Genomic DNA, 25,718 nt, shown 5'->3' on the forward strand with positions numbered 1-25,718 from the left:
TCCCCGCCGCCGGACTCCCCGCCGCCGGACTCCCCGCCGCCGGACTCCCCGCCCTGCTCGGTGACGGGAGCCGACTCGTCCACGTCGAAGGTGATCGGGTTGTCCTGCTCGCCGGTCTCGGGGTTGACCTTCCACTCGGGGTAGGAGTCCTGATCCGGGCAGGCGAACACCTCGGGCGGCGCCTGTCGCAGGACGCTCAGGACCGCTCGGTAGACGTGACAGACGTACCGCCACTCGGTCACTCCCGTGGGTCCGTACAGGGAGACCGTGCGGTCGTAGTAGCGGCGGGCTGCCGCCTCGTCCCCCTCGCAGAGGTAGGCGCCGGCCAGGTACAGCAGCACGTTCTGGGGGCTCTGGAAGCCGCTCCAGTTCTCCTCGACCCAGGTCGACGCGCCCTGGCACTCGCGCAGCCGGTCGTAGCCGGCGATCTCGGCGCCGCCGACGGAGCCGTCTCCTTCCGGCAGGCCCCAGTCGAAGTCGGTGTCCTCGCCGCCACCGCCCGAGCCACCACCCGAGCCGCCACCACCCGAGCCACCACCGCCGGAGCCACCGCCCGACCCACCGCCCGAGCCGCCACCGCCGGAGCCACCGCCGGACCCACCACCGCCCGAGCCACCACCGGAACCGCCACCGCCGGAGCCACCGCCGGACCCACCGCCGGAACCACCACCGCCCGAGCCACCGCCCGAGCCGTCGTCCTGGTCGTCCGTGCCGGGGGCCTCCGAGCCACCGCTACCGGGGCTCGTCCCCCCGTCCGCCTCCACGGAGCCCCCGCCGCCCGGATCCGACCCGCCGGCACCGCCGCCGCCGCAGGCGACGAGGAGCAGTGCAGCCGCGACGGCCACCGCGCTCCGCGCACGGCGGGACGGCACGGACCCCACCAGGCCGGCTCTCACGGCGCACTTCCCCCTGGGTACGGGCGCAGCGAGCCCTGACCACGCTCACCCACGCCGCGTCGTCGCGTCGTCACACCTCATCGAGGCTTCTCCGGGGGCTGAGATACCTCCAGGGACTTTGGTCCGAGCACCGGCCCGGGCCACGGCGCCCGCGGCCGGAGCGTGCACGTCCGCGGACGTGCACGGGGCATCTCCGCGGACGTGCGCCGTCAGCGGGCGGCGTCCGGCGAGGGCGGTGCGGAGCCGCCCTGGGGGGCCTCGGTGGTCATGATCCGCACGATCTCCTCGCGGTCGGCGGCCGACGGCATGCCCCAGCCGGGCTCGTAGCCGTACACCTCGGCCAGCGGCGTGGACGCGCTGCGCCCGGTGAGCACCTCCACCGAGTCGGTGCCGATCAGCCCGGGGTGCTCCACGCCGCAGGCCTCGGCCACCTTGAGCAGGTCGCGGCGCAGGGTGGCCACGTAGCCGGCCAGCCGGACCGACTTGAGCGCGGGGTCCAGGCCGTGCGCCAGCCAGGCGTTCTGGGTGGCGACACCGGTCGGGCAGGTGTCGGTGTGGCACTTCTGCGCCTGGATGCAGCCGATCGCCAGCATCGCCTCGCGGGCGACGTTGACCAGGTCGCAGCCCAGCGCGAACGCCACGACCGCGTTGTCGGGCAGGCCGAGCTTGCCCCCGCCGACGAAGGTGACCTGCTCGGTCAGGCCGCGGCGGGCGAAGATCGAGTACACGCGGGCGAAGCCGAGCTGGAAGGGCAGCGACACCGAGTCGGTGAAGATCAGCGGCGCGGCGCCGGTGCCGCCCTCGCCGCCGTCGATCGTCACGAAGTCCACGCCGCGGCCGGTGGTCGCCATGAGTTCCGTCAGCTCGTCCCAGAACGCCAGGTCGCCGACGGCGGACTTGATGCCCACCGGCAGGCCGGTCTCGGCGGCCAGCAGCTCCACCCAGTCGAGCAGGCTGTCGGCGTCGGAGAACTCCGCGTGCCGCGACGGGCTCACGCAGTCCACACCCGGCGGCACCCCCCGTGCCGCGGCGATCTCGGCCGACACCTTCGCCGCGGGCAGCACCCCGCCCAGGCCCGGCTTGGCCCCCTGGCTGAGCTTGACCTCCAGCGCCCGCACCGGGGCCGACGCCACCAGGTCCTCCAGCCGCTGCAGGTCGAAGCGGCCGTGCTCGTCACGGCAGCCGAAGTAGGCGGTGCCGAGCTGGAACACCAGCTCGCCGCCGTGCCGGTGGTGCACCGACAGCCCGCCCTCGCCGGTGTTCTGCAGGCACCCCGCCAGCGCCGCGCCGCGGTTGAGCGCCTCGACCGCCGCGCCCGACAGCGAGCCGAAGCTCATCGCCGACACGTTCACCACCGACGCCGGCCGGAAGGCGTGCCGCCGCCCGCGGGGGCCGCCGAGCACCTTGGCCCCGGGCAGCCGGACGTCGGCGGCCGACGCGGGGTGCGAGGGCGGCACGGCGCGGCCGAAGGTGCGGTGGTTGATCACCGGGTAGCCGGCGGTGTACTCGAGGTCGTTGTCGGTGCCGAAGCCGAAGTAGTTGTTCTCGCCCTTGGCCGAGGCGTAGACCCAGCGCCGCTGGTCGCGGGTGAACGGCCGCTCCTCGTTGTTGCCGGCCACCAGGTACTGCCGCAGCTCCGGGCCGATCGACTCCAGCAGGTACCGGGCGTGCCCGAGCACCGGGAAGTTGCGCAGCAGCGTGTGCTCTCGCTGCAGCAGGTCCCGCGCGGCCACCGCCGCCACCGCACCGACCCCGGCCACCGCCGCCCGCGCCACAGCCCTCATGTCGCTCCCTCCACCTCCCGGTCAGGGCGCCATCCTGGCCCGGAATCGCGGCGTCCGGACCGGTCCGGGCTACAGGAAGAGGCTGAGCACGAGGGCGAGGACGAACCCGATCGTCCCGAGCAGCGTCTCCATGACCGTCCAGGTCTTCAGCGTCGTCTTCTCGTCCATCCGGAAGAAGCGGCTGACCAGCCAGAACCCCGAGTCGTTGACGTGGGAGAGCACCGTGGCGCCACCGGCGATCGCGATGACGACGAGCGCCAGGTCGATCGAGCTCAGCCCGTCGGTGGCCTCCACCACCGGCGCCATCAGCCCGGCGGTGGTGGTGAGGGCGACGGTCGCCGAGCCCTGGGCCACCCGCAGCAGCACCGAGACGACGAACGCGGCCACGATGACCGGCAGCCCGATGTCACCGAGCACGTCGGCCAGCGCGGTGCCGATCCCGCTGGCGCGCAGCACGCCGCCGAACATGCCGCCGGCGCCGGTGATCAGGATGATCGCGCAGACCGGCCCGAGCGCGCTGTTGACGATCGACTCGACCTGCGCGCCGCTCTCCCCGCGGCGCACGCCGAGCACGACCATCGCCACGAGGACGGTGACGAGCAGGGCCACCGGGGTGGCGCCGAGCAGCTGCCCGGCCCGGACGACGACCGAGGTCTCGTCGAGCGCGCCCGCGGTGGACAGCGTGGACAGGCCGGTGTTGAGGAAGATCAGCACCAGCGGCAGCAGCAGGATGCCGACGACGGTGCCGAACCGCGGCGGCGCCGGCCGGGTCGCCGTCCCCAGGCGTGCCCCGCCCGAGCCGATGGCGGGTGAGGTGCCCTCGACGGAGGGGTCGGGCTCGTCGTCGGCGGTGCGCGGCGCGTCGTCCTCCGCCTCGTCGGGGACGGCGACGTCGAAGCGGCGCCCCGCCCACAGACCGAACAGGTAGCCGCCCAGGTACCAGGTGGGCAGGCCGATGAGCAGCCCGAAGACCAGCACCAGCCCGATGTCGGCGCCGATGAGCTCGGCGGCGGCCACCGGCCCGGGGTGCGGCGGGACGAAGGCGTGCATGACGGCGAAGGCGCCGGCGGTGGGCAGGCCGTAGAGCAGCAGCGACCCGCCGAGCCGGCGGGCGACGGTGAACACGATCGGCAGGAAGACGACCAGGCCGGCGTCGAAGAAGATCGGGAAGCCGAACAGCAGCGCCGCGATGCCGAGCGCGAGCGGCGCCCGCTTCTCCCCGAACCGGCCGATCAGGCTGTCGGCGAGCACCTGCGCCCCGCCGCTGTGCTCCAGCAGCCGGCCGAGCATGGCGCCCAGCCCGACCAGCAGCGCGACGTTGGCCAGCGTGCCGCCGAACCCCTCGGTGAGGGTGGTCACGACGTCCTCGAGCGGGATCCGTGTGGCCAGCGCCACCAGCAGGCTGACCAGGATCAGCGCCAGGAAGGCGTGCAGCTTCAGCTTCATGATCAGGAACAGCAGGACCCCGACCGCCACCGCGGCGATGAGCAGCAGCGGGCCGGCGCCCAGCGCCGGTTCGACCTCGGGCACGGCAGGACCTCCAGGAGTCAGGCGGGGGTGTGGGACGGGGAGTCGTCGAGGGCGTCGAGGGTGGTGAGGACGCCGGTCAGCGCCTGCGTGGACTGCTCGAGCAGCGGGCGGGTCCGCGCGTAGAGGGCGGCGGCCGCCGGGTCGGGCAGGACCGGGTCGGAGACGCCGACCAGGCCGGTGGCGTCGTCGAGGTCGGGCAGCGCGCCGAGCGCGTGCAGCCCGAGCAGGCAGGCACCCAGGCCGGTGCCCTCGGGCGAGTCGGCCACCCGCACCGGCAGGTCCAGCGCGGCGGCCAGCGTGGCCACCCACAGCGGGGAGGCGACCGCCCCGCCGGTGGCCCGGACCTCGCCGACCGGCAGCCCGGTGGCCGAGAACGCGTCGCGGACGAGCGCCAGTTGCTGGCAGACCCCCTCGACGGCGGCCCGGACCAGGTGCGGGCGGCGGTGCTCGCGGCGCAGCCCGACGTAGGCGCCGCGCAGGCCCGAGCGCCACCACGGCGCGCGCTCGCCCAGCAGGTAGGGCAGGCACAGCAGCGCGTCGCTGCCGGGCGGCACCTCCGCCGCCTCGTCGAGCAGCCGGGCATCGAGCGCGTCGGCGTCCTCCCCCGTGACCTCGTCCCCCGACGCCAGCGCCTGCGCCGCCCAGCGCACCACCGACCCGCCGTTGTTGACCGCGCCGCCCACCACCCAGTGGGCGTCGGTGAGCGCGTAGCAGAACAGCCGGTGCGCGGGGTCCACCGTCGGCGCCGGGACGACGACCCGCATCGCGCCGCTGGTGCCCAGCGAGACCGCGGCGACCTCGGGGCGGACCGCGCCGATGCCGAGGTTGGCCAGCACGCCGTCGGAGGCGCCGAGCACCAGGGGGGTGTCGGCGGGCAGGCCGGTCGCGGCGGCCACCCCGGGGCGCAGCCCGCGCAGCACCGCCGTGGTGGGCAGGACCTCGCCGAGCTGGCCGGCGCGGACGCCGGCGACCTCGAGCGCCTCGGTGTCCCAGGTGCCCGCGGCCAGCCCGTAGAGGCCGGTGGCCGACGCGCAGGAGCGGTCGAGCACCTGGGGCCCGCCGCGCAGCGCCGCGACGACGAGCTCCTTGACGCCGCCCCAGCGGGGCACCGCGGCCAGCCGGTCGGGGTCCTCGGCGCGCAGCGCGGCGAGCTTGAGCAGCGGCGACATGGGGTGCACCGGCGTCCCGGTGCGGGCGTGCAGCCCGCCGGCGCGGCCGTCGGCGCGCAGCGCCTCGGCGAACCCGGCGGCGCGGTCGTCGGCCCAGGTGACGACCGGCCCCAGCGGGCGGCCGTCGTCGTCCATGGGGACCAGGCCGTGCATCGCGGCCGACAGGCAGACGCCGACGACCCGGTCGCCGCGGTCACGGGCGCGGGCGGCGACCGCGGCCAGCGCCTGCACGGCCGCGTCGGCCAGCCGCTGCGCGTCGAGCTCGGCGCGGCCGGGTGCGGGCACCGACAGCGGGTAGCCGACGCTGGCCAGGTCGCGGACCCGCCCGTCGACGCCGGCGGTGACCGCCTTGGTGGCCGTCGTCCCGGAGTCCAGCCCGACCACCACGTCCATGCCCCGTGATCGTGCCGAGGCCCGGCCGCCCGCGCGACCGGGGGGCGGGGGTCAGCCGCGGTAGGCCGAGCCCCCGCGCAGCCGGGCGCCGACGGCGACGTGCAGCGGCGCGAGGACGACGCCGTCGCGGGCCAGCCGCGCCCGCAGCGCCCGCCGGTGGTGCAGCAGGCCCACCAGCCCGACCGCCCAGAAGACGTACTGCACGGCGAAGGCGGCCCGGAAGGCGCCGAGGTCGTAGGCGGTCGAGGACCCCGGCGTGAGCAGGTCGAGCACCGCGCCGATGGCCAGGACCGTGAGCAGCGAGGCGACGAAGCCGCCGACGTTGACCACGCCGCTGGCGCTGCCCTGCCGCTCGGCCGGGTTCCAGGTGCGGGCGAAGTCGAAGCCGATCATCGAGCCCGGCCCGTTGGTGCCCAGCACCAGGACCAGGACGACGAGCAGCCACAGCGGCGCCCGCCCGGGCCACAGCAGCACGACGGTCCACACGGTCGCGGTGGCGGCGAGGATGCCCAGCACCAGCACCGAGCGGCGCAGCGGCCAGCGGCCGCACAGCCGGCCCAGCAGCGGGCCCACGCCCATCCCGACGAGCACCAGCAGGGTGAGCAGGCCCGCCGCCGTCCCCGGCGCCAGTCCCTGGCCGACGACGAGGAACGGGTAGCCCCAGAGCAGCGCGAACACGGTCCCGGAGAACTGGGTGACCAGGTGTGTGTAGAGGCCGATGCGGGTGCCGGGCTCGTGCCAGGTCAGCGACAGGCTGCGGCGCACCTCGGCAAGGCCCGCGGGGCGGGTGGTCGCCGTGCCGGGCGGGGCGTCGCGCAGCGCGACCAGGACCAGGACGGCGGCGAGCACGCCCACCGCCGCCGCGCCCAGGAAGGTGTTGCGCCAGCCCGCGGCGTGCAGCAGGGACACCAGCGGGTAGGCGGCCGCGATCTGCCCGACCTGGCCCAGGATGCCGGTGAGCTGGGTGACCAGCGGGACGGTCGGGCCGGGGAACCAGAAGCCGATCACCCGCAGCACGCTGATGAACGTCATGGCGTCACCGGCGCCGACGAGCACCCGCGCGGCGACGGCGGTGGGCACGTCGGTGGCCAGCGCCAGCACCAGCTGACCGGCGGCCATCGTCAGCCCGCCCACCAGCACGAGCCGGCGCGAGCCGAACCGGTCCAACGCCACCCCCACCGGCACCTGCAGCCCGGCGTAGACCGCCAGCTGGAGCACGAGGAACAGCGAGATCGCCGACGCCCCGGCGGAGAAGCGCTCCTGCGCCTCCACCCCGGCCACGCCGAGGGAGGCGCGGTGGAACACGGCGACGGCGTAGGCGGCCAGCGCGGTGAGCCAGACGGCGTAGGCGCGCGCGGGGGCGCGGACGGGCGTCGTGGTGGTCACCCCGGTGACGACAGCCGCGGCCCGGCGGTTTGTTCCCCGACCGGCGGTGAGCCCCCTCACCCGGGTCCCGCGTCGCGGGCGGCGCGCACCCCGCGGACGCCTAGGATCGGCCAGGTGAGCGCCCTGGTCGTGCCCGAGGACATGACCGAGGACGACGCCGCCCGGCGGGTCCGGATCCTCCTCGCGCTGGCCGGCTGCATGGCCGAGAAGGGCTACCGCGCCACGACGATCTCCGACATCGCCCGCGCGGGCCGGGTGTCCAAGACCGTCGTCTACGCGCACTTCCGGGACAAGGAGCACTGCCTCCTCGAGCTCTACACCCACGCCTCGGACAAGGTGCTGGCCGCGGTCCGCGACGCGCAGGGGGCCGCCGCGGCCGCCGGGCTCCCCTGGCGCGAGCGGCTGCGCAGCGCCGTGCAGGCCTACGTGGAGCTGCTGGCCGCCAACCCCGCGGTGGCCTGGGCCGCGCTGGTCGAGGTGCAGGCCGCCGGCCGCCCGGCGCTCACCCTGCGGCGGCGGGTCATCGACCGCTACGTCGAGCTGCTCTGCGACGTCGCCGCGGACCTGGCCGGGCGGCACCCCGACCAGGTGCGCCCGGTGGACCGGGCCCTGGTGCTCGCCGCCGTCGGCGGGCTGAACGAGCTGATGCTCGCCCGCGTCGAGCGCGGCGAGGTCACCGCGCTGGCCGACGACACCGACGTCGCCACCGAGGTGCTCGTCCGGCTCCTCGGCCGCCGTTGCTGAGCCCGCCGCTGCTGAGCCGCCGCTGCTGAACCGGCGGGTCAGGCCGCCCGGCGGGCCGGGCGCAGCGCCAGCACGGCCAACGCCCCGGCCGCGCTGAGCCCCGCCGCGGCCAGCGCCGCGGCGTCCCAGCCGTCGAGCAGCGCGGTGGTCGCCCCCGCGCCGCCCGGTGCCGCGGCGGTGACCAGCAGCACGACGAGGGTGGCCCCGACGGCGGCGCCGAGGTAGCGGGCGGTGTTGTTGGCCCCGCTGCCCATGGCCGCGCGCTCCGCGGGCACGTGCGCGACCGCCTCCCGGCCCAGCGCCGCGTTGGCCGCGCCGTAGCCGACGCCCAGGACGACGAGGCCGGGCAGCACCGCGGTGCCCCGGTCGCCGACGTCGAGCACGGCGAGCGCGGCCAGCCCGGCCGCCGACACCGCCAGGCCGCCGGCCAGCAGCAGGCGCCCGTCGAGGGCGGGCACCCAGCGCAGCCCCCAGGACGTCGCGGTGGCGATCCCCGACCAGACGACCACCGGCACCGTCGTGGCCAGCAGGCTCTCCCCCAGCCCGCGCTGCAGCACGGTGGCGAGGTAGGACATCAGCCCGACCGTGGCCGCGCCGGTCACCAGCGCCCCGACGTTGGCCGCGACGAAGCCGCGGACGCGGAACAGCGCCAGGTCGACCATCGGCGCCCGCACCCGCGCCTCGGCCAGCACGAACCCGGCGGCGAGCAGCACGCCGGCGGCCAGCAGCGCCGCGCCGGTCGCCGTCCCCGCGCCGGACCGGGGCGCCACCAGGCCGACCAGCAGGCAGCACACCGCGGACACCAGCAGCACCGGCCCGGCGACGTCGACCCGGGGCCGGCGCGGGCGCGGCGACTCCGGCAGCAGCAGCCGCGCGGCCACGGCCAGGGCGAGGGTGGCGGCGGCCGTGACCGCGTGGGTGGCCCGCCAGCCGGTGTCGCCGTCCAGGACCACGGCGGCGAGCCCGCCCACGCCGGTGCCGGCGCCGAGGCTGGCGCCCCACACGGCCGCCGCGCGCGCCCGCGGCGGGCCGAGCGGGAACACCTGGGCCAGCAGGCCGAGCGAGCAGGCGAGCACGGCCGCGCCGCCGACGCCCTGCACCAGCCGGCCGGCGACGAAGACGCCGGTGGACCCGGCGGCCGCGGTCAGCCCCGCGCCGGCGGCCAGCAGCACCAGCCCGGCGGTGAACACCCGGCGGCGGCCCACGTCGTCGGCACCGGCGCCGGCGACCAGCAGGGCGGCGGCCAGCCCGACGCTCATCGCCGACAGCAGCCACGCCTGCCCGCCCGGGCCGGCGCCGAGCTCGCGGGCGGTGGCGACGGCGGTGGCCAGCGGGGTGACGAACGCGGCGAGCACGACCAGCGTGCTGGCGGCGACCACGGCCAGCGTGCGGCGCTGCACGGTCCGCACCGCGGCCGGTGCCGGGGTGGTGGCCGCGGGGGTGGGTGGAGCGGTCCGGGTCACCGGCGCCTCCTGCCGGACGAGTCAGTTGGATTTCCGAACTGACGGTGCGGCGACCGTAGCAGGCGCCGGCGCCCCGGGCCAGCCCCACCGGACGCGACGGGCCGGGCGCATGGGCGGGACGGGTCGCGGGCAGGAGGACCGCCGAGAGGGCACCGACCGGGTGCCGAGCGACCAGGGAGGAGCAGCGCCGATGGCGTCCGTCATCCACTTCACCATCGCCACCACCGCGGAGGAGAGCCCCGACTTCCGCCGCGTCCTGTGGACCGGGACGAACACCCAGCTCGTGATCATGACCATCCCACCCGGTGGGGAGATCGGCGAGGAGGTCCACGAGGACATCGACCAGATCCTGACCTTCGTCAGCGGCGTCGGGGAGGCGAAGGTCGGCGGGGCCACCAAGAAGGTGGCGCAGGGCGACCTCGTCGTCGTCCCGGCGGGGACCAAGCACAACTTCCTCAACACCGGCGAGCTGCCGCTGGTGCTCTACACCGTCTACGGACCGCCGGAGCACGCCGACGGCGCGGTGCACCACACCAAGGAGGAGGCCGACGAGGCGGAGGAGTCCGGCGAGGACGAGCCGCCGACGCAGGACTGACCCCTCCCCGGAGCCGCCCGCACGCGCGGGCGGCTCCGGGGGACACTGCCCGGGTGACCCTCGTCGACTCCCCGGCCTCGCAGGACACCGCCGAGCTCGCCGCCGCGCTCCGCCGGGCCGGCATCGGCGACGTCGACGACTCGGGCCTCGCCCGGGCGCTGTACTCCTCCGACGGTTCGCTGTACCGGGTGCTGCCGCGCGCCGTCGTGCGGCCGCGGCACGCCGACGAGGTGGTCGCCGCGCTGGAGGTGTGCCGCGGGCTCGGCGTCCCGCTGACCATGCGCGGGGCGGGCACCTCCATCGCAGGCAACGCGGTGGGCACCGGGGTCGTCGTCGACACCAGCCGGTACCTCGACCGGGTGCACGCGATCGACCCCGAGGCGCGCACCGCCGTCGTCGACCCCGGTGTCGTCCAGGCCCGGCTGCAGACCGCCGCCCGCCCGCACGGGCTGCGCTTCGGCCCCGACCCGAGCACCTCCAACCGCTGCACGATCGGCGGGATGATCGGCAACAACGCCTGCGGCTCCCGGGCGCTGGGCTACGGCCGGACGTCGGACAACGTGGCCGGCCTCGACGTGGTCACCGGCACCGGGCAGCGGTTGCGGCTGTCCTCCGGGTCGGCGCCCGGCGGGCTCGACGAGCTGCAGGCGCTGGTCGGGCGCGAGCTGGCCACCATCCGCACCGAGCTCGGCACCTTCGGCCGCCAGGTGTCGGGCTACTCGCTGGAGCACCTGCTGCCCGAGCACGGCTTCGACGTCGCGCGGGCGCTCGTGGGCAGCGAGGGCACGCTCGCCGTCGTCCTGGGCGCCACCGTCCGGCTGGTGGCCGACGCCCCCCACCGCGGGCTGGTGGTGCTCGGGTACCCGTCGATGGCCGACGCCGCCGACGCGACCCCCGGCCTGCTCCGGCACGGGCCGACCGCCGTCGAGGGCCTCGACGAGCGGATCGTGCAGCGGCTGCGCGACGTGCCGGCCGCCGTCGTCCCCGACCTGCCGAAGGGCGCCGGCTGGCTGATCGTCGAGGTCACCGGCGACACCGTCGCCGAGGTGGCCGCCACCGGCGCCCGGGTGGTTGCCGACGCCGGTGCGCTCGACAGCACGGTGGTCACCGACGTCGCGCACGCCGCGGCGATCTGGCGGATCCGGGAGGACGGCGCGGGGCTGGCCGCGCGCACCTCCGACGGCCGGCCCGCGCACGCCGGCTGGGAGGACGCCGCCGTCCCGGTGACCTCGCTGGGGGCCTACCTGCGCGAGTTCGACGCGCTGCTCGAGCAGCACGGGCTGCAGGGCGTCCCCTACGGCCACTTCGGCGACGGCTGCGTGCACGTGCGCATCGACTTCCCCTTCGGGCGCGAGCCCGACCGCGGCCGCGCCGCCTACCGCGCCTTCGTGGAGGACGCCGCCCGGCTGGTGGCCCGCTACGGCGGGTCGGTGTCCGGCGAGCACGGCGACGGCCGCGCCCGCAGCGAGCTGCTCGGCACCATGTACTCCCCCGCGGCCCTCGACCTGTTCGCGCAGGTCAAGGGCCTGTTCGACCCCGACGACGTGCTCAACCCCGGCGTCCTGGTGCGCCCCGCGCGGCTCGACGACGACGTCCGGGTGGCCGCCGCCCCCCGGCTGCGCACCGGGCTGGCGCTGGCCTACCGGCACGACGAGGGCGACCTCTCCCACGCCGTGCACCGCTGCACCGGCGTCGGCAAGTGCCGGGCCGACCCCTCGGGCGTGGCGGTGATGTGCCCGTCGTACCCGGCCACCCGGGAGGAGAAGGACTCCACCCGCGGCCGCGCCCGGGTGCTGCAGGAGATGCTCGCCCCCGGCGGCCCTGTGCGGGACTGGCGCTCGCCGGAGGTGCACGAGGCGCTGGACCTGTGCCTGTCGTGCAAGGGCTGCTCGCGCGACTGCCCCACCGGCGTGGACATGGCCAGCTACAAGTCCGAGGTGCTGCACCAGAGCTACCGGCGGCGGCTGCGGCCGCTGTCGCACTACACGCTGGGCAGGCTGCCGATGTGGTCCGACCTGGCCGCGCGGGCGCCGCGGCTGGTCAACGCGGTGCTGCGGTCGCGCGTGGGCGGGCGGCTCGCGAAGTGGGGCGCCGGCGTCGACCGGCGCCGCGACCTGCCGGCCTTCGCGCCGCGCACCTTCCGGCAGCAGTGGGCGCCGGGCCGGCAGGAGGGCGCCCCCGTCGCGCTGTGGGTGGACTCCTTCACCGACCACTTCGCCCCGGAGGTCGCGCTCGCCGCGGCCCGGGTGCTCGAGGCGGCCGGCTACGCCGTGCAGGTGCCCGGCGACGACACCTGCTGCGGGCTCACCTGGACCACCACCGGCCAGCTCGACACCGCCAAGCGCATCCTCGGCCACACGGTGCGCGCGCTGGCCCCGCTGGCCGACGCCGGGATCCCGATCGTGGGGGTCGAGCCCTCGTGCACCGCGGCGCTGCGCAGCGACGCCGTCGAGCTGCTCGACGGGGCGGGTGGGGGTGACATGGCCGGGCGGGTGGCCGCGGGCACGCGGACGCTGGCCGAGCTGCTCACCGCCACCGAGGGGTGGACGCCGCCGTCGCTGGCCGGCGTGGAGGTGGTCGCCCAGCCGCACTGCCACCACCACGCGGTGATGGGCTGGGCCACCGACGAGCGGCTGCTGCGCTCGGCCGGTGCAACGGTCACCCGGCTCGGCGGCTGCTGCGGGCTGGCCGGCAACTGGGGCGTCGAGCGCGGGCACCACGACGTGTCGGTGGCGATCGCCGGCCAGCAGCTGCTGCCCGCCGTGGAGGCGGCCGGCCCGGACGCCGTCGTGCTGGCCGACGGCTTCTCCTGCCGCACCCAGCTCGACCAGCTCGCCGACCGCCCCGGCCGGCACCTCGCCCAGCTGCTCGCCGACGCGCTGGACCGGGAATGAGCTGCCCACCGGGGCGTTGCCGCCGGACATGACGACTCTCGGCATCATCGGCGCCGGCCACATCGGCACGGCGCTCGCCCAGGCAGCCACCGACGCCGGCTACGACGTGGTGCTGTCCAACTCCCGCGGACCGGAGACGCTCACCGAGCTGGTCGAGGCGATCGGGGCGCGGCCGTCGCGGCGCGGCTCGGTGCGCGCGGCCACCGCGGCCGAGGCCGGCGCCGCGGGCGACCTCGTCGTCGTCACGGTGCCGCTCAAGGCGGTCGACGACGTCCCGGTCGAGCCCCTGGCCGGCAAGGTGGTCATCGACACCAACAACTACTACCCGGAGCGGGACGGGCACGTCCCCGCGCTCGACGACGAGTCGACGACCACCTCGGAGCTGCTGCAGGACCACCTGCCCAGCTCGCGGGTGGTCAAGGCGTTCAACCACATCCTGGCCGCCGACATCACCGCCCGCCGCACGCCGCCGGGCACGCCCAACCGCCGGGCGCTGGCGATCGCCGGCGACGACGCGTCGGCCAAGGAGACGGTGGCCTCGTTCATCGACGAGCTCGGCTTCGACGTCGTCGACCTCGGGCCGCTGGCCGAGGGCTGGCGCATCCAGCGCGACACCCCCGGCTACGGCGCCGACCTCGACGCCGGCCGGCTGACCGAGGCCCTCGCGGCCGCGAAGCGCTACCGCGACGTGTGAGCGCAGGCGCCGGGCGGCTCAGGCCGCCCGGCGGGCCCGGCGGGCGCGGGCGGCGGCGAGCACCGTCGGGGCGACCGCGGCGGCGATGCGCGCGTAGCCGGCCGAGGACGGGTGGAACCGGTCGGCGGCGAACAGCGTCGGGTCGTCGGTGAAGGCCCGGCCGACCTCGGCGGACACCGCGGCCACCGTGGCGCCGTGCGCCTCGGCGACGGCGGCCTGCTGCCGCTGCAGCAGCGCGCAGGCGGCCTGCACCGCGGGCCGGAAGGCCGGCGGGACGAACGGCACGCTGGACATGTCCGGCGCCGGGACGACGACGACGTCGGTGCCCGCGGCGCGCAGGTCGGCCACCGCGGCGCCCAGCGCCTGCGCGGCCTGGTCGGCGGGCAGGAAGCGGGCGAGGTCGTTGGCGCCCACCACGACGACGGCGAGGTCGGCGGCCAGCGGCGCGGCCCGGCGCACCTGGGCGGCGAGGTCGCGGGACACCGCGCCCGGGACGGCGAGGACGGTGAGCTCGACGTCGGCGCCGTCGCTGCGCAGCACCTGCGCCAGCCGCGGGCCGAGGCCGTCCTCGACCCGCGCGGCACCGGTGCCGTGGGCGATGGAGTCCCCGAGGAGGACGAGACGGAACGGTGCGGTCACGGTGGGTGCAACACCACCGGGGGCGCCGGTGTGCCCGGCGGCGTCGTGCCGCGGGCCACGCACGACACGAGGCCGCCCGCTCCCGACGGGGAACGGGCGGCCTCGGTGCCGTTGCGCCCCCTGCAGGGTCCCGCCCCGAGCGGGGCGAGGGGTGGGGGGTGGGGGGCAGGTGACGTGCTGGAACGGCCTGCCTGCAGGGTCCCGCCCCGAGCGGAGCGAGGGGTGGGGGGCAGGCAGGTCCTTGTTCAGGCCTTGGGGCCGCCGGCGGCGTAGACCACCTGGCCGGACACGAAGCCGGCGCCCTCGCTGACGAAGAACGACACCAGGTGGGCGATGTCCTCGGGCTGGCCGACGCGCTGCACCGGGATCTCCTTGGCGGCGTAGGCGATGAAGTCCTCGAACGCCACGCCCATGCGCTCGGCGGTCGCCTTGGTCATCTCGGTCTGGATGAAGCCCGGCGCGATGGCGTTGGCGGTGACGCCGAACTTGCCCAGCTCGATGGCGAGGGTCTTGGTGAAGCCCTGCAGGCCGGCCTTGGCCGTGGAGTAGTTGGCCTGGCCGCGGTTGCCCAGCGCCGAGGTCGACGACAGGTTGACCACCCGGCCCCACTTGGCGTCGACCATGTACTTCTGCACGGCGCGGGCCATGAGGAAGGCACCGCGCAGGTGCACGTTCATGACCAGGTCCCAGTCGACCTCGGTCATCTTGAACAGCATGTTGTCGCGGATGACGCCGGCGTTGTTCACCAGCACGACCGGCGCGCCCAGCTCGGCGGCGATCCGCTCGACGGCGGCCTGCACCTGCTCGGCGTCGCTCACGTCGGCGCCCACCCCGAGGGCCCGGCCGCCGGCGGCCTCGATGGCCTCCACGGTCTCCTTGGTGGCGGCCTCCTCGAGGTCGAGCACGGCCACGGCGAAGCCGTCGGCGGCCAGCCGCTGTGCCGTCGCGGCCCCGATGCCCCGGGCAGCGCCGGTCACGATCGCGACGCGGGGGGTTCCCTCGCTCATTGCGGTTCCTCTCATGCTGGTGGCGGCGTCGTCGCCGCCCTCTCCGGGCGCAGGGCGCGACGGGTGACCCGCCGTGCGCCCGCGCGCTGCGCCCGACACGTTACGGGTGAGTAGGTTCCGCGCCGTCCTGGGCCCGGCGGCGCGTCGCGCGCCGCGGGGCTCAGGGCCAGATCGAGGCGACGATGATCGCGGCGACCGACAGCTGGGCCGCGGCGCTGACCAGGCTCGCCGGGTGGAACCCGACCTCGGTGACCAGCGCGCCGAGCTTGCCGGGGGTGAGCAGGTCGAGCAGGACGAAGGCGCCGGCCTGCAGCAGCACGCCCAGCACGCCGAACACGACGGTGTAGAGCAGCGCCTGCCCGAAGCCGGAGGTGGCGTTGGTCCAGATGGTGGTGAAGGTGATCGCGCCCTGCGCGAGGAAGCCCGCGGCCAGCACGACCGCCGCGCTCACCGACCGGTCCTCGTAGATGCGCCGGCCCAGGTGGCCGGGCGTGAGCAGGTCGAGGGTGAGGTAGCCCAGCGCCAGCAGCGCGAGGCCGACGGCGGTGTAGGCGACGGCGTAGCCGATGCTGGCCAGCACGAGGGAGACCTCCGGGAGGGCGGGCGCGGACGGGCCTGCAAGGTCTACCGCACCGGTCGCCCGGGCCGCACCCGGCGGTCCGCCGGTCAGCTCCCGGGACGGACGACGTCGACCCGGTCGAAGCCCTCGTCCACGGACGGCGGGCGGAACCGCGCGCGGGTGGCCAGGACGCCGACCAGCGGCACCCGGGCCGGGCCCTCGCGGGCGTCGTTGCGGGCCAGGCAGTCCTCCGCCGGCGTGTCCACCCACACCGCCCGCACCGGGACCCCGGCGGCCCGGGCGGCGGCCACCAGGGGCGCCCGCTCCTCCGGCGACGGGGAGGTGTTGTCGACGACCACGCTGCGCCCGGCCGCGAGCAGCTCGGCGACCACCCGCTGCTGGCGCGCCTCGCGGCGGCGGGCCCGCGGCCAGTGGTCCTTGCTCACCACGGCGTGGGTGGCGGCCAGGTGCCGCGCCACCCAGGTCGACTTGCCCGCCCCCTGCAGCCCCACCATGACGACCAGTTCCGGTGCCACCTCCGGCCGCCGCGGTGGTGACGTGCTGGGACGGCCTGCCAGCGGCCCCGTCCCGGGGCCCGCCCTGAGCGTCAGGCGGTGCGCCGCAGCGGGGTCACCGGCTCGTCGTCGTCGAGCAGCGGACGGGCGGCCGGGTGCTCGACCAGGGCGAGCACCCGCCCGGACATGAACCGCGCGGTGCGCACGGCCGTGCCGCCGCGGGTGGTCTCGGTGACCTCCACGACGCCGCGGCCGTGGGTCACGTCCACCCGGCGGCCGGCGCGGGTGGCCTCGATCTCGTAGGTGCGGGTGTCGCCACCGGCGTCGATGACGACCTCGACACGGTCACCCTTCACGGGGTCCTCCTCGGGTCTCGCCGGGCGCGTCGCCCGACGTGTGGACAACGTCCCGCAGACCCCTGACATTCCGGGAAGACGCAGGTCAGTCCGTGGGTCCGCGCCGTCCGGGCCAGTGCGGGTGCAGCGCCCGCACCGAGGCCAGCGCGGCCCTCCGGTCGTGCGCGCGCTTGCGGGCGCGGCTGGTCCGCGGCGGCCGCGGCTCCTCCCGCAGCAGCGCGTCGAGCCAGTGGCCGCGCGGGTCGACGTCGACCAGCAGCGCCTTGACCAGCAGGGTGAGCGGGATGGCCAGCAGCGCGCCGAGCGCCCCGAGCACCCAGCCCCAGAACAGCAGCGCGAGGAACGTGACCGTCATCGACAGGCCCACCGAGTCGCCCACGAAGCGCGGCTGGACGAGCGTCTGGACGACGAAGTTGAGCAGCGAGTAGACGACGATGACGACCCAGAACTCGGTCCAGCCGCCGTCGAGGAGGCCGAGCAGCGCCGGCGGGATGACCCCGAGGACGAACCCGATGTTGGGCACGTAGTTGGTGATGAACGACAGCAGCCCCCACAGCAGGGGCATCGGCACGCCGAGGATCTCCAGGGCGATGGTGTCGCCGACGGCGACGATCGCGCCGAAGACGGTGCTCACCAGCAGGTAGCTGCGGGTGCCGCGGGCGAACAGGCCCAGCGCGATCGGCAGGTGCGGGCGCTCCTCGGCGACCAGCGCCAGCCGCCGCCCGAAGCCGCCGGACTCGATGGCGAGGAAGACCATCGCCGACAGCAGCAGCACCAGCGTGGTGGCGGTGTCGGTGACGCGGGCCAGCAGGCCCGTGGCCAGGCCCACGAGCTGGCCGTAGTCGAAACGGTCGACCAGCTCGGCGATCTGCGCCGAGGACATGCCGGCCTCGTCCAGCCGCCGCACGGCGTCGTCGAGCAGGACCTGGAACTGCGGCGCGTAGTCGGGCAGCAGGAGGGCGAACTGGGCGATCGCCACGACCAGCAGCGACCCGAGGCCCAGCAGCACCCCCCACACGAGCACCAGCAGCACCGCCGCGCTCAGCCAGCGGGGCACGTGGTGGCGCAGCAGCCAGCGCTGCACGGGCATGAGCGCGATGACGACGACCAGCGCCAGCAGCACCGGCGCCAGCAGCCAGGCGATCTCCCGGACGCCGGCCACCGCGATGGTCGCCGCGGCCCCGCCGACCAGGAGCACCAGCCAGCGCGGCAGCACCGAGGACCCGCCCGGCGGGACGGGCGGCTCGGCGGTGTCCAGCGCGTCGGCGCCGAGCACGTCGACGGCGCTGCTGGTGCCCGGCGCGGTGCCGGGCTGCACGGCGGCGACGACGGCGGCCTGCAGGTCGGTGGCGTCGGGCGGCGTCAGCCGGGTCGCCCCGCCGTCGGCGCGGTCGCCGCCCGGGGGCGGCAGGTGCTGCTGCGCGGCCATGGTCTGGGTGCGTCCTCCTCCGCCGCCGCCGTGGGGCACCAGCCTGACACGCGCGGGGCCCGTCCGGGGGGAGGCGTCAGCGGGGCGGCCGCGGCAGGAGCGCCGACGTCTCCGGCAGCTCGGAGGAGACCGCCGTCCCGCGGGCGCCGAGGCCGCCGGCGTCGGGGTCGGCGCTCCGCGCCAGCAGCGCGGCCACCGTGCCGGGGTGGGTGTCAGGCGGCGAGGACGGTCAGGGGATCGCCCGGCTCGCTCACGACGCGGCACCCCCGGCCCGGTCCACCAGCGCGAGCAGCCGGTCCCAGGCGTCCCGGCAGGCGTCCTCCCACTCCGGCGCCGCGCGGTCGAAGAAGGAGTGCGGCGCCCCGTCGTAGACGGCGGTCTCGACGTCGGCCCCGGCGGCGCGCATCGTCCCGGCGAGCGCGAGCTGGTCCTCCACGGGCGTCGCGGCGTCGGCACCGGCGATGAGCATCAGCGTCGGACGGCGGGCGCGGGAGGCGGCGTCGCCGACCATGACCGGCCGGCCGTAGAAGCCCGCGCACGCGGCGACGTCGAGGTCCCCGCCCGACTGCCGCCACGAGTGGCTGCCGCCGAAGCAGAACCCGACGGTCACCACCGGCAGGTCCGGCCGGGTGCGGCGGCGCAGCTCGGCGACCGCCGCGGTGAGGTCGGCGTCGATGCCCCCGGGGGTGGTCTGCGGGACGTGCGTCTGCCAGTCGAAGTCGCCGTCGCGGGTGCCGCCGTCGGCCAGGCCCGCCGTGCGGCCGAACCAGTCGATCGCCAGGGCCGGGACGCCGGCCTCGGCGAACCGCTCGGCCAGCGCGACGTAGTAGGGGTGCAGGCCGCGGATGTCGGGCAGGACGACGACGCCGGCGGTCGCGGCGGCGGGGTCGGCCGGCCCCGCGAACGCGGCCGAGGACCGGGTGCCGTCGGCCGCCGTCAGGACGAACAGGTCGGTCGGGCCGACCTCCCCGCCGGCGCGGGGCGGGGCGGGCGGGCGGCTGCTGGGGTCGTGGCACACGGCGACGTTGCTACCAGCCGCCGCGCCCGGCCGCTCAGTGGCCGCCGGTGCGCTCGGCCGCCGCGGGCCGGCCGCCGAAGGTCGCCGCGGCGACGTCGCGGCGGGCGTCGGTGAGCCACTCGTACTGCCGGTGCGCCTGGTCGATGAGCCGGTCGAACTCCGCCCGGTCGATGCGCTCGTCGACCTCGGCGAGGATGCGCAGCGTCTCGAACCCGCTGCGCTTGCCGCGCACCGCCGAGGCGAGGAACTCGAACTCGACGAGGTCCGACAGCGGGGACCGCGACAGCAGCCGCCCGTTGAGCTTGGCCCGGGTGACCTTCTCGGCCACCCACACGCCCAGCTGCTTGTACTGGCGCACCGGGATGCCCAGCGCCGCGGAGACCGCCAGTAGAGAGGCCTTCTCGTCGCGCAGCTCGGCGAGCAGCTGCTGCAGCGGGGCCTCCCAGCGGGAGCCGGCGTGCACGCGGAGCATCCGGCAGACCAGCTCGATGCCACCGGTGGCCGCCGCCAGGTGGTCGTTGACGTAGACGCCGAGCAGCTCGGCGTTCCGCTGGGGGTGGGCGGGTGCGCTCATGGGGGACCTCCGGAGGACGGCGTCGTCCCATTCTCCGGGGTGCGGTGATCACCGCGCGCGCCGGCCCGGTCGCCGGCCGCGCGGGCCAGCAGCCGGACGGCGGTGGGCCGCAGCTCCTGCTCCAGGTCCCACAGCCCCGCGGCCAGCCGCTGGGCCACCGCCTGCCGGGACACGCCCAGCTCGGCGGCCGCGGCGGCGCGGGTGCGCCCGGCCGCGACGAGGTCCACGGCGGCCCAGGCCGGTGCGGTGCGCCGGGCGAGCAGCACGGCCAGCGCGGTGAGCACCGCCTGCGCGTCGGCGGCGGCGGCCGGGTCGGGCCCGCGGACGGCGAGCCGGGCCGGGCGGCGCGCGCCCGCGGCCAGGGCCCGGCGCGCGGCGAGCAGCACGTCGGCGTCGCCGGCCGGGTCCGGCACCGCACCGACGCCGATCCGCCACCCGCCCTGCCGCGCCAGCGCGAGGACGGCGTCGACCGCGCGGGCCGCGTCACCGAGCAGCGCCGTCCACCCCTCCCCCGCCGGAGCGGTGGCCAGCCCCGCGGGCGGCGGCCGCGGGGGTCCACCCGGCGCCCGGGGGACGGCGGCGAGCGCGAGCACGTGCGCAGCGTCGTCCCGGGGCGGCCGCCGGGCAAGCTCCTGGCCTTGCCCGGCGCGTCAGCCGGCGGCGAGCTCCGGCGGGAAACCGCCGGTGGCCACCGGGCCGCCTCGCCCTCGCGGGCCACCGCGAGGACGCCACGACGGGAGCTCCCCAGGAACGGCTTGAGCCGCGCGCTGGTCCCCCGCGAGACCGACGCCTCGAGGCGAGATGTCGATCGAACCGGGGCAGTCCCCACCCGACAACTCGTCGAGCCGACGCTCGACACGGTGCAGCGCGGTGGTGGAAGGACGCCGCCACCGACGAGACGGTCATCGTCATCCTGCAGGACGTTCCGTGGCTCGGCGCCGCGCCCGCCGGTGGCAACGGCTGCTCCGGCTACACCACGAGGAGCACTCCACGCGGCGCCGTTCGACGACAACGCGTCGTGGACGGGCACCGGCTGGACCGTCAGTCCCGATCCGGCGTCGCCGTCCACGACGGTGGCGCAGCGGTACGGGCGGGTCGAAGGCGCCGACGACGGCAGCCAGGGTGCGTGACTCTCGCCGATCGTGGCCCGGACGACACGGAGCGCGTCACGTCGACCGAGACGGACACCACGACAGTGATCCTCGGCACCCCACCGGGCTCACTGCCACCGCCGCCTCGTCCACGCCGAACGGGCCTCGATCGCGTCGATCGACCCGACGTGGGACGCGGCCGGTGGCGCCACCTCCTAGGACACGGAACCGGACGGCGTCGTCCTGGCGACCCGCCTCACGACCTGGCTACACAGACACTCAGTGCAATTCGTCGACTACGCAACGCTACGATGGCGCGAGCACAGCAAGCCTGACCGTCAACCACAAAGAGAGCACCGTGCCGCTTACCACCGCTGGCCTCGACGCCGCTGTCGACGGGATCGCCGCCGTCAACACCCGCACCAGCCTCCACATCGCCGACCCCAGCAGCCCCGACGCGGACGAGGTGGTCGCCACCGGCTACTCCGACACCACCTGGGCGGCGGCGTTCAACGGGTCCCGTGCCGAGTCGCAGGTGTCCGCCGCCCTCCCCGGCAGCACCACCGTCGAACACGGGGGCGTCTTCTCCGCGGACAGCGATGGCACGCCGGCCTGCGGCAGCCCCCTCGGTGCGGCGGAGACTGCCGGCTCGGCCGGCACCGTGCAGCACGCCTCGACGATCACCGTCACCCACTGACCGTGGCCGGCTCCCGCACGCCTGTGATCTCGGCTGCCGCAGCGGCGGTGGTCGCCGCCGGGCTGCTGCTCGCGCCGCCCGCCGCGGCCATTGACTCCCTCACGGTCGGCGCCGCCGCCGACACGTTCCTCAACGCCGCTCAGCCCACCTCCACCGCCGGTGGCGCGGCGGGCAGCGCCCGTGTCGACGATCAACCCAAGATCGGCCTGTTCCGTTTCGACGTCACCGGCATCCCCACCGGGGCGCCGGTCACGTCGGCGACGCTGACCTTGCGCGGGGTTGGCAGCCAGCCCACCACCCTCGTCGAGCTCCGCGCCGTCAGCGGCCAGTGGAACGAGACCAGCAGCTACGCCTCCCGCCCCGTCCTCGGCGCGGTCCTCGACACCGCCACCATCGGCGCCAACGGGTACGCCACGTTCACCGTTCCGGTCACCAGTAACGGGCCCGTGTCGGTGGCCGTCACGCGCGCCGCCGCCGGCAACGACAACCTCATCGCTACCCGCGAGAACACGTCGGCGGTGTCCCGCCCGAAGCTCACCGTCGACTACGGCAGCACCCTCGTGACTCCGGAGTCGCAGCGGCCGGGCGCGCCCTTCATCCCCTACACCGAGGACTCGTTCTTCCGCGAGGCGCTGCCCACCAGCGGCGTGCCGATCGCCGCCAACTCGGCCACCGGTATCGCTTACGCGCAGCAGCACGACCCCTACGACTACCCGCGCATCCGCGGTGTCCAGGGCAACCCGTGGGGACAGCCCTACGTACTCAGCGACTGCGACGACCCCGTGTGGCGCGTCAAGATCCGCACCGATGGGGAACACCTGTACGGCTTCGGGCAAGGCAACGGCTGGCTCGGCACCCAGGGCTTCCATGCCCCGGCCAGCTTCGTCGACCGGTTCACCGGCACCAGCGACAGCCCGTTCACCGTCATCGACACCTGCGGCTCCACCGCGATGCCCGGCGGGTTCACCGTGTGGGGCTTTCGCGCCATGAAGGGCACGGAACCCGGCACCGTGCTCGTCGCGCAGGCCCTGGCCATGGACGCCACCAGCAACGGCCTCGACCGACGCAACCCGCTGTCCAACGGGCCCGCGAACAACGGCTCCCGCGGCAACATCCTCGGATCCGAGGTCATCCGGGACGACCTGCTCGCCTACGCCCAGCAGGGCGGCAACGACGGCACCCTCGGCCACGTCCTCGAGATGTTCTGGCTGGAGACGAACACCACCGCCGGGCACGTGCACCCGATGGTCGGCCACGAGGCGGACAAGACCGGATACGGCGCTGAGGGCATCCGCATCCGCGTCAAGGAGTCGTGGGTGCCCACGGATGCGTGCACTGGCCCCGGTCTGGTCATCGCCCGCACCCTGCAGCGGTACGGGGCTGTCATCGGCGACAACTCCGGTTCCGGGTCGGCGATCAAGGCCGAGCAGGGTTCCACCTACCCCGGCCTGACGCAGGACGCCCTTGCCTCCTGCGTCACCTGGGGGGACATGGAGTTCGTGCAGCCCGGTTACCAGCCCTGACCGTTCCACTCGACGGGGGCTGCGACTCGCCGGAAGTACCCGTGTCGCCCACTACCGGCAACACCGACTGAACTGACCCGGGTCAGCCGGCCGGGCAGCCAACTCGGCACCCGCTCCACAACCACAGCGCCCCTCTCCTCATCCGTGGGGAGGGGCGCTGTCGGCTCATCCGGGGTCAGGAAGAGCGCCGTGGTGCGCAACAGGCGCGTCGCAAGACGCACCTCGAGCGCCTCGCGAGGCTGCGCAAGCGGCCGTTCGTCCGGGTCAGACGGTGTGGGCAGGTCCGTGAGGTCACCGTCGCACCCAGGGCCCGTCCGGTGCGCCCTGTGGATCCGTGGTGCGATGGGGGCCATGAGGTTCCGCCTGCCCGGACGCCGGGACGATGTCCCCGCCGCGCGGGCCGGCAGATCGTCCGCGGGGGACGGCGCCGGCTCCCGCGCGGTCGATCGGGGAGGTGCCGGGCGGGAGGGTGCCGGTCCCCACGAGCAGCCCACCCCGGCCCTCACCGGCGAGGGCGGCAGCGACGACCCGCGGACCGGGGACCACACGGCGACGGTGGCGCCGGCACCGGGCTGGCGGCGCGGCGAGCGGGCCCGCGCCGCCACCCGCGCCCTGGCCATCGGCTCGGCGCAGCTGCTGCTCATCGCCGCCGCGCTGGTGGTGGTCGGCTGGGTGCTCGGCAGGCTGTGGGTGGTCCTGCTGCCGATCATCCTCGGGCTGCTCTTCGCCACGGTGCTGTGGCCGCCCACCCGCTTCCTGCGCCGGCACGGCTGGCCGCCGGCGCTGGCCGCGGCGGTCGTGCTGCTGGCCTTCCTCGCCCTCATCGGCGGGGTGATCGCGATCATCGCGCCGCAGGTGGCCGACCAGGTCACCGAGCTGGCCGACCAGGCGGCCGACGGCCTCGAGCAGGTCCAGCAGTGGCTGCAGGGCCCGCCGTTCGACATCGACGAGGAGCAGATCGGCCAGTACGTCGACCAGGCCATCGACTCGGTGCAGTCCAACGCCTCCAACATCGCCGGCTACGCCGCCACCGGGGCCTCGGCCCTCGGCAACGGGCTGATCAACCTGGTCCTCGCGCTGGTGCTGGCGTTCTTCTTCATCAAGGACGGCCCGCGCTGGGTGCCCTGGCTCGCCGCGCAGACCGGGCCGCGGGCCGCGCCGCACGTCGCCGCGCTGTCGCAGAAGACCTGGTCGACGCTGTCGGAGTTCATCAAGCAGCAGGCCCTGGTCGGCTTCGTCGACGCCTTCTTCATCGGCCTGGGGCTGTGGATCCTCGACGTGCCGCTGGTGATCCCGCTGGCCGTGCTGACCTTCTTCGGCGCGTTCATCCCGATCATCGGTGCCTTCGTCGCCGGCGCCTTCGCGGTGCTCATCGCGCTGGTCGACGAGGGCTTCACCGTGGCGCTCATCGTCTTCGGCATCGTGCTGCTGGTGCAGCAGATCGAGGGCAACGTGCTGCAGCCGATCATCCAGGGCCGCGGGTTCAACCTGCACGCCGCGGTGGTCATCCTCGCCGTCACCGCCGGCAGCAGCCTGGCCGGGATCATCGGGGCGTTCCTCGGCGTCCCGGTCGCCGCGCTGATCGCCGTCGTCTACCGGTACACCCGCGACGTCCTCGACGGCCGGCACCCGGAGGTGGCCGGCGACGGCACGCACGCCCGGGTCGCCGGTGACGACGACGGCGCGGTGCTCACCCGGGGACCGGCAGCGGCGGCTCCCCCGGCCGGCTGAGCCGGGAATGCCGGGGTCCCCGGCGCCGCTGAGGGGAGAGACGCCGGACACGGCGACGTGACGAGCAGGAGGTGCCCCCGTGGCGCATCGACCGGAGGAGCTCGTCGAGCTGCTCCCCGAGGCCGAGCCGTTCCTCGCCGCCGAGGCGGCCGTGACGGAGCCAGGTGAGCGCCGCGGCCTGGTGCTGGTGCACGCCCTCTCCGGCGACTTCGACTCCGCCTCCTCCGCCGCGCTGGCCGCGGCGCACCTGCTCGCCTCGCTGCCGCACCGCACCGTCGCCCGCTTCGACGCCGACGCGCTGGTCGACTACCGCGCCCGCCGGCCGCGGATGACCTTCTCCGGCGACCGCTACGAGTCCTTCGACGCGCCGGACATCGTGCTCTCGGCCGTCGAGGACGACTCCGGCGAGCCGTTCCTGCTGCTCACCGGCCCGGAACCGGACTACCGGTGGGAGGGCTTCGCCGCGGCCGTCGTCCACCTGGTCGAGCGGCTGGGCGTCACCAGCGCGGTGGCGCTGCAGGCCATCCCCATGCCGGTGCCGCACACCCGGCCGGTCACCGTCACCGCGCACGCCACGCGCCGCCAGCTCATCGACGGCTACCCGGTCTACTGGGGCGAGATGCGCATCCCCGGCAGCGCCGCCGCCCTGCTGGAGCTGCGGCTGGGCGAGGCCGGCGTCGACGCGCTGGGCGTGGCCGCGCACGTGCCGCACTACCTGGTCCAGGCCACCTGGCCGGCCGCCTCGCTCGGGCTGCTCGAGCACCTGGGCCGGCTCACCGGCCTGCTGCTGCCCACCGAGACGCTGCGCGAGGCCGCCCAGGCGAACCGCACCGAGATCGACGAGCAGATCGGCCGTTCGTCGGACAACACCGCGGTGGTCGCCGCCCTCGAGCAGCAGTACGACCAGTTCACCGCCGCCCGCGAGGGCTCGGACCTGCTCAGCGACGCGGGCGAGGTGCCCAGCGGCGAGGAGCTCGGCGCGGAGTTCGAGCGCTTCCTCGCCGAGCAGGACCGCCGCCGCGGCGAGTGAC

Annotated in this window: 23 protein-coding genes; 8 read left to right on the forward strand and 15 right to left on the reverse strand. The window is 76.0% G+C overall.

The features are described 5' to 3' along the window. From BLQ97_RS23550 to BLQ97_RS22430, 5 genes are all read right to left on the reverse strand, one after another. Positions 1-764, reverse strand: a 764-nt coding sequence (locus BLQ97_RS23550; protein WP_217637328.1) for a hypothetical protein, incomplete at its 3' end; no start/stop codon positions are given. 341 nt (positions 765-1,105) lie between these two features. Beyond that, the gene (locus tag BLQ97_RS22415) at positions 1,106-2,680 is read right to left on the reverse strand and encodes an FMN-binding glutamate synthase family protein (protein WP_091369303.1); all 1,575 of its coding nucleotides are present in this window, start codon (positions 2,678-2,680) and stop codon (positions 1,106-1,108) included. A 69-nt stretch (positions 2,681-2,749) separates the two neighbouring features. Further along, the gene (locus BLQ97_RS22420) at positions 2,750-4,210 is read right to left on the reverse strand and encodes a GntP family permease (protein ID WP_091369306.1); all 1,461 of its coding nucleotides are present in this window, start codon (positions 4,208-4,210) and stop codon (positions 2,750-2,752) included. Between the two features lie 17 nt (positions 4,211-4,227). After that, positions 4,228-5,772, reverse strand: a complete 1,545-nt coding sequence (locus tag BLQ97_RS22425) for a gluconokinase (protein WP_091369309.1) — start codon at positions 5,770-5,772, stop codon at positions 4,228-4,230. A 51-nt stretch (positions 5,773-5,823) separates the two neighbouring features. Beyond that, on the reverse strand, positions 5,824-7,158 hold the full coding sequence (locus BLQ97_RS22430) for an MFS transporter (RefSeq protein ID WP_091369312.1): 1,335 nt from the start codon (positions 7,156-7,158) through the stop codon (positions 5,824-5,826). A gap of 114 nt (positions 7,159-7,272) precedes the next feature. Here BLQ97_RS22430 and BLQ97_RS22435 point away from each other — a divergent pair, with 114 nt between their 5' ends. Continuing rightward, complete coding sequence (locus BLQ97_RS22435; RefSeq protein ID WP_091369314.1) at positions 7,273-7,902, forward strand: TetR/AcrR family transcriptional regulator; 630 nt, start codon at positions 7,273-7,275, stop codon at positions 7,900-7,902. A gap of 38 nt (positions 7,903-7,940) precedes the next feature. Here the strand turns inward: BLQ97_RS22435 and BLQ97_RS22440 are convergent, their stop codons facing one another. Further along, the gene (locus BLQ97_RS22440; protein ID WP_091369317.1) at positions 7,941-9,365 is read right to left on the reverse strand and encodes an MFS transporter; all 1,425 of its coding nucleotides are present in this window, start codon (positions 9,363-9,365) and stop codon (positions 7,941-7,943) included. Between the two features lie 190 nt (positions 9,366-9,555). Here BLQ97_RS22440 and BLQ97_RS22445 point away from each other — a divergent pair, with 190 nt between their 5' ends. From BLQ97_RS22445 to BLQ97_RS22455, 3 genes are read left to right on the forward strand one after another with little or no spacing between them, the layout of a single operon-like run. Further along, on the forward strand, positions 9,556-9,960 hold the full coding sequence (locus BLQ97_RS22445; protein ID WP_091369318.1) for a cupin domain-containing protein: 405 nt from the start codon (positions 9,556-9,558) through the stop codon (positions 9,958-9,960). Positions 9,961-10,013: 53 nt separating this feature from the next. Next, positions 10,014-12,854: an FAD-binding and (Fe-S)-binding domain-containing protein gene (locus BLQ97_RS22450; RefSeq protein WP_091369321.1), complete on the forward strand. Its 2,841-nt coding sequence runs from the start codon at positions 10,014-10,016 to the stop codon at positions 12,852-12,854. A 28-nt stretch (positions 12,855-12,882) separates the two neighbouring features. Then, positions 12,883-13,548, forward strand: a complete 666-nt coding sequence (locus BLQ97_RS22455) for an NADPH-dependent F420 reductase (RefSeq protein ID WP_091369322.1) — start codon at positions 12,883-12,885, stop codon at positions 13,546-13,548. An 18-nt stretch (positions 13,549-13,566) separates the two neighbouring features. Here the strand turns inward: BLQ97_RS22455 and BLQ97_RS22460 are convergent, their stop codons facing one another. From BLQ97_RS22460 to BLQ97_RS22500, 9 genes are all read right to left on the reverse strand, one after another. After that, positions 13,567-14,187 carry a GDSL-type esterase/lipase family protein gene (locus tag BLQ97_RS22460; RefSeq protein ID WP_091369325.1) on the reverse strand — a complete coding sequence of 207 codons (621 nt, stop codon included), beginning with the start codon at positions 14,185-14,187 and terminating at the stop codon, positions 13,567-13,569. A gap of 245 nt (positions 14,188-14,432) precedes the next feature. After that, positions 14,433-15,194 carry a 3-oxoacyl-ACP reductase FabG gene (fabG, locus tag BLQ97_RS22465; RefSeq protein WP_091369326.1) on the reverse strand — a complete coding sequence of 254 codons (762 nt, stop codon included), beginning with the start codon at positions 15,192-15,194 and terminating at the stop codon, positions 14,433-14,435. Positions 15,195-15,354: 160 nt separating this feature from the next. Then, on the reverse strand, positions 15,355-15,774 hold the full coding sequence (locus BLQ97_RS22470; RefSeq protein WP_091369328.1) for a DUF350 domain-containing protein: 420 nt from the start codon (positions 15,772-15,774) through the stop codon (positions 15,355-15,357). A gap of 86 nt (positions 15,775-15,860) precedes the next feature. Then, positions 15,861-16,289, reverse strand: coding sequence for an ATP-binding protein (locus BLQ97_RS22475; RefSeq protein ID WP_245692657.1), 429 nt, complete (start codon positions 16,287-16,289; stop codon positions 15,861-15,863). A 71-nt stretch (positions 16,290-16,360) separates the two neighbouring features. Beyond that, positions 16,361-16,624: a hypothetical protein gene (locus BLQ97_RS22480; protein WP_091369329.1), complete on the reverse strand. Its 264-nt coding sequence runs from the start codon at positions 16,622-16,624 to the stop codon at positions 16,361-16,363. Positions 16,625-16,709: 85 nt separating this feature from the next. Continuing rightward, positions 16,710-18,053: an AI-2E family transporter gene (locus tag BLQ97_RS22485; protein WP_091369332.1), complete on the reverse strand. Its 1,344-nt coding sequence runs from the start codon at positions 18,051-18,053 to the stop codon at positions 16,710-16,712. A gap of 250 nt (positions 18,054-18,303) precedes the next feature. Next, positions 18,304-19,071: a dienelactone hydrolase family protein gene (locus BLQ97_RS22490; protein ID WP_091369335.1), complete on the reverse strand. Its 768-nt coding sequence runs from the start codon at positions 19,069-19,071 to the stop codon at positions 18,304-18,306. A gap of 34 nt (positions 19,072-19,105) precedes the next feature. Continuing rightward, positions 19,106-19,645 carry a hypothetical protein gene (locus BLQ97_RS22495; protein WP_091369337.1) on the reverse strand — a complete coding sequence of 180 codons (540 nt, stop codon included), beginning with the start codon at positions 19,643-19,645 and terminating at the stop codon, positions 19,106-19,108. Continuing rightward, the gene (locus BLQ97_RS22500; RefSeq protein ID WP_091369340.1) at positions 19,642-20,238 is read right to left on the reverse strand and encodes a hypothetical protein; all 597 of its coding nucleotides are present in this window, start codon (positions 20,236-20,238) and stop codon (positions 19,642-19,644) included. The genes BLQ97_RS22495 and BLQ97_RS22500 overlap by 4 nt, the downstream gene beginning before the upstream one ends. An 856-nt stretch (positions 20,239-21,094) precedes the next feature. Between BLQ97_RS22500 and BLQ97_RS23555 the strand changes: the two genes are divergently transcribed. The 4 genes from BLQ97_RS23555 (at position 21,095) to BLQ97_RS22520 (ending at position 25,717) form a co-directional block, all read left to right on the forward strand. After that, entirely contained in the window at positions 21,095-21,433 is a 339-nt protein-coding gene (locus BLQ97_RS23555) for a hypothetical protein (RefSeq protein WP_091369342.1), read from the forward strand. Between the two features lie 2 nt (positions 21,434-21,435). Next, the gene (locus BLQ97_RS22510; protein WP_091369345.1) at positions 21,436-22,956 is read left to right on the forward strand and encodes a DNRLRE domain-containing protein; all 1,521 of its coding nucleotides are present in this window, start codon (positions 21,436-21,438) and stop codon (positions 22,954-22,956) included. Positions 22,957-23,511: 555 nt separating this feature from the next. Further along, positions 23,512-24,687, forward strand: a complete 1,176-nt coding sequence (locus BLQ97_RS22515) for an AI-2E family transporter (RefSeq protein ID WP_245692658.1) — start codon at positions 23,512-23,514, stop codon at positions 24,685-24,687. A 79-nt stretch (positions 24,688-24,766) separates the two neighbouring features. Continuing rightward, complete coding sequence (locus BLQ97_RS22520; protein WP_091369355.1) at positions 24,767-25,717, forward strand: proteasome assembly chaperone family protein; 951 nt, start codon at positions 24,767-24,769, stop codon at positions 25,715-25,717. Position 25,718: the final 1 nt, after the last annotated feature.

Origin of the sequence: Geodermatophilus telluris (assembly GCF_900102745.1) — a bacterium.
GTDB lineage: Bacteria > Actinomycetota > Actinomycetes > Mycobacteriales > Geodermatophilaceae > Geodermatophilus > Geodermatophilus telluris.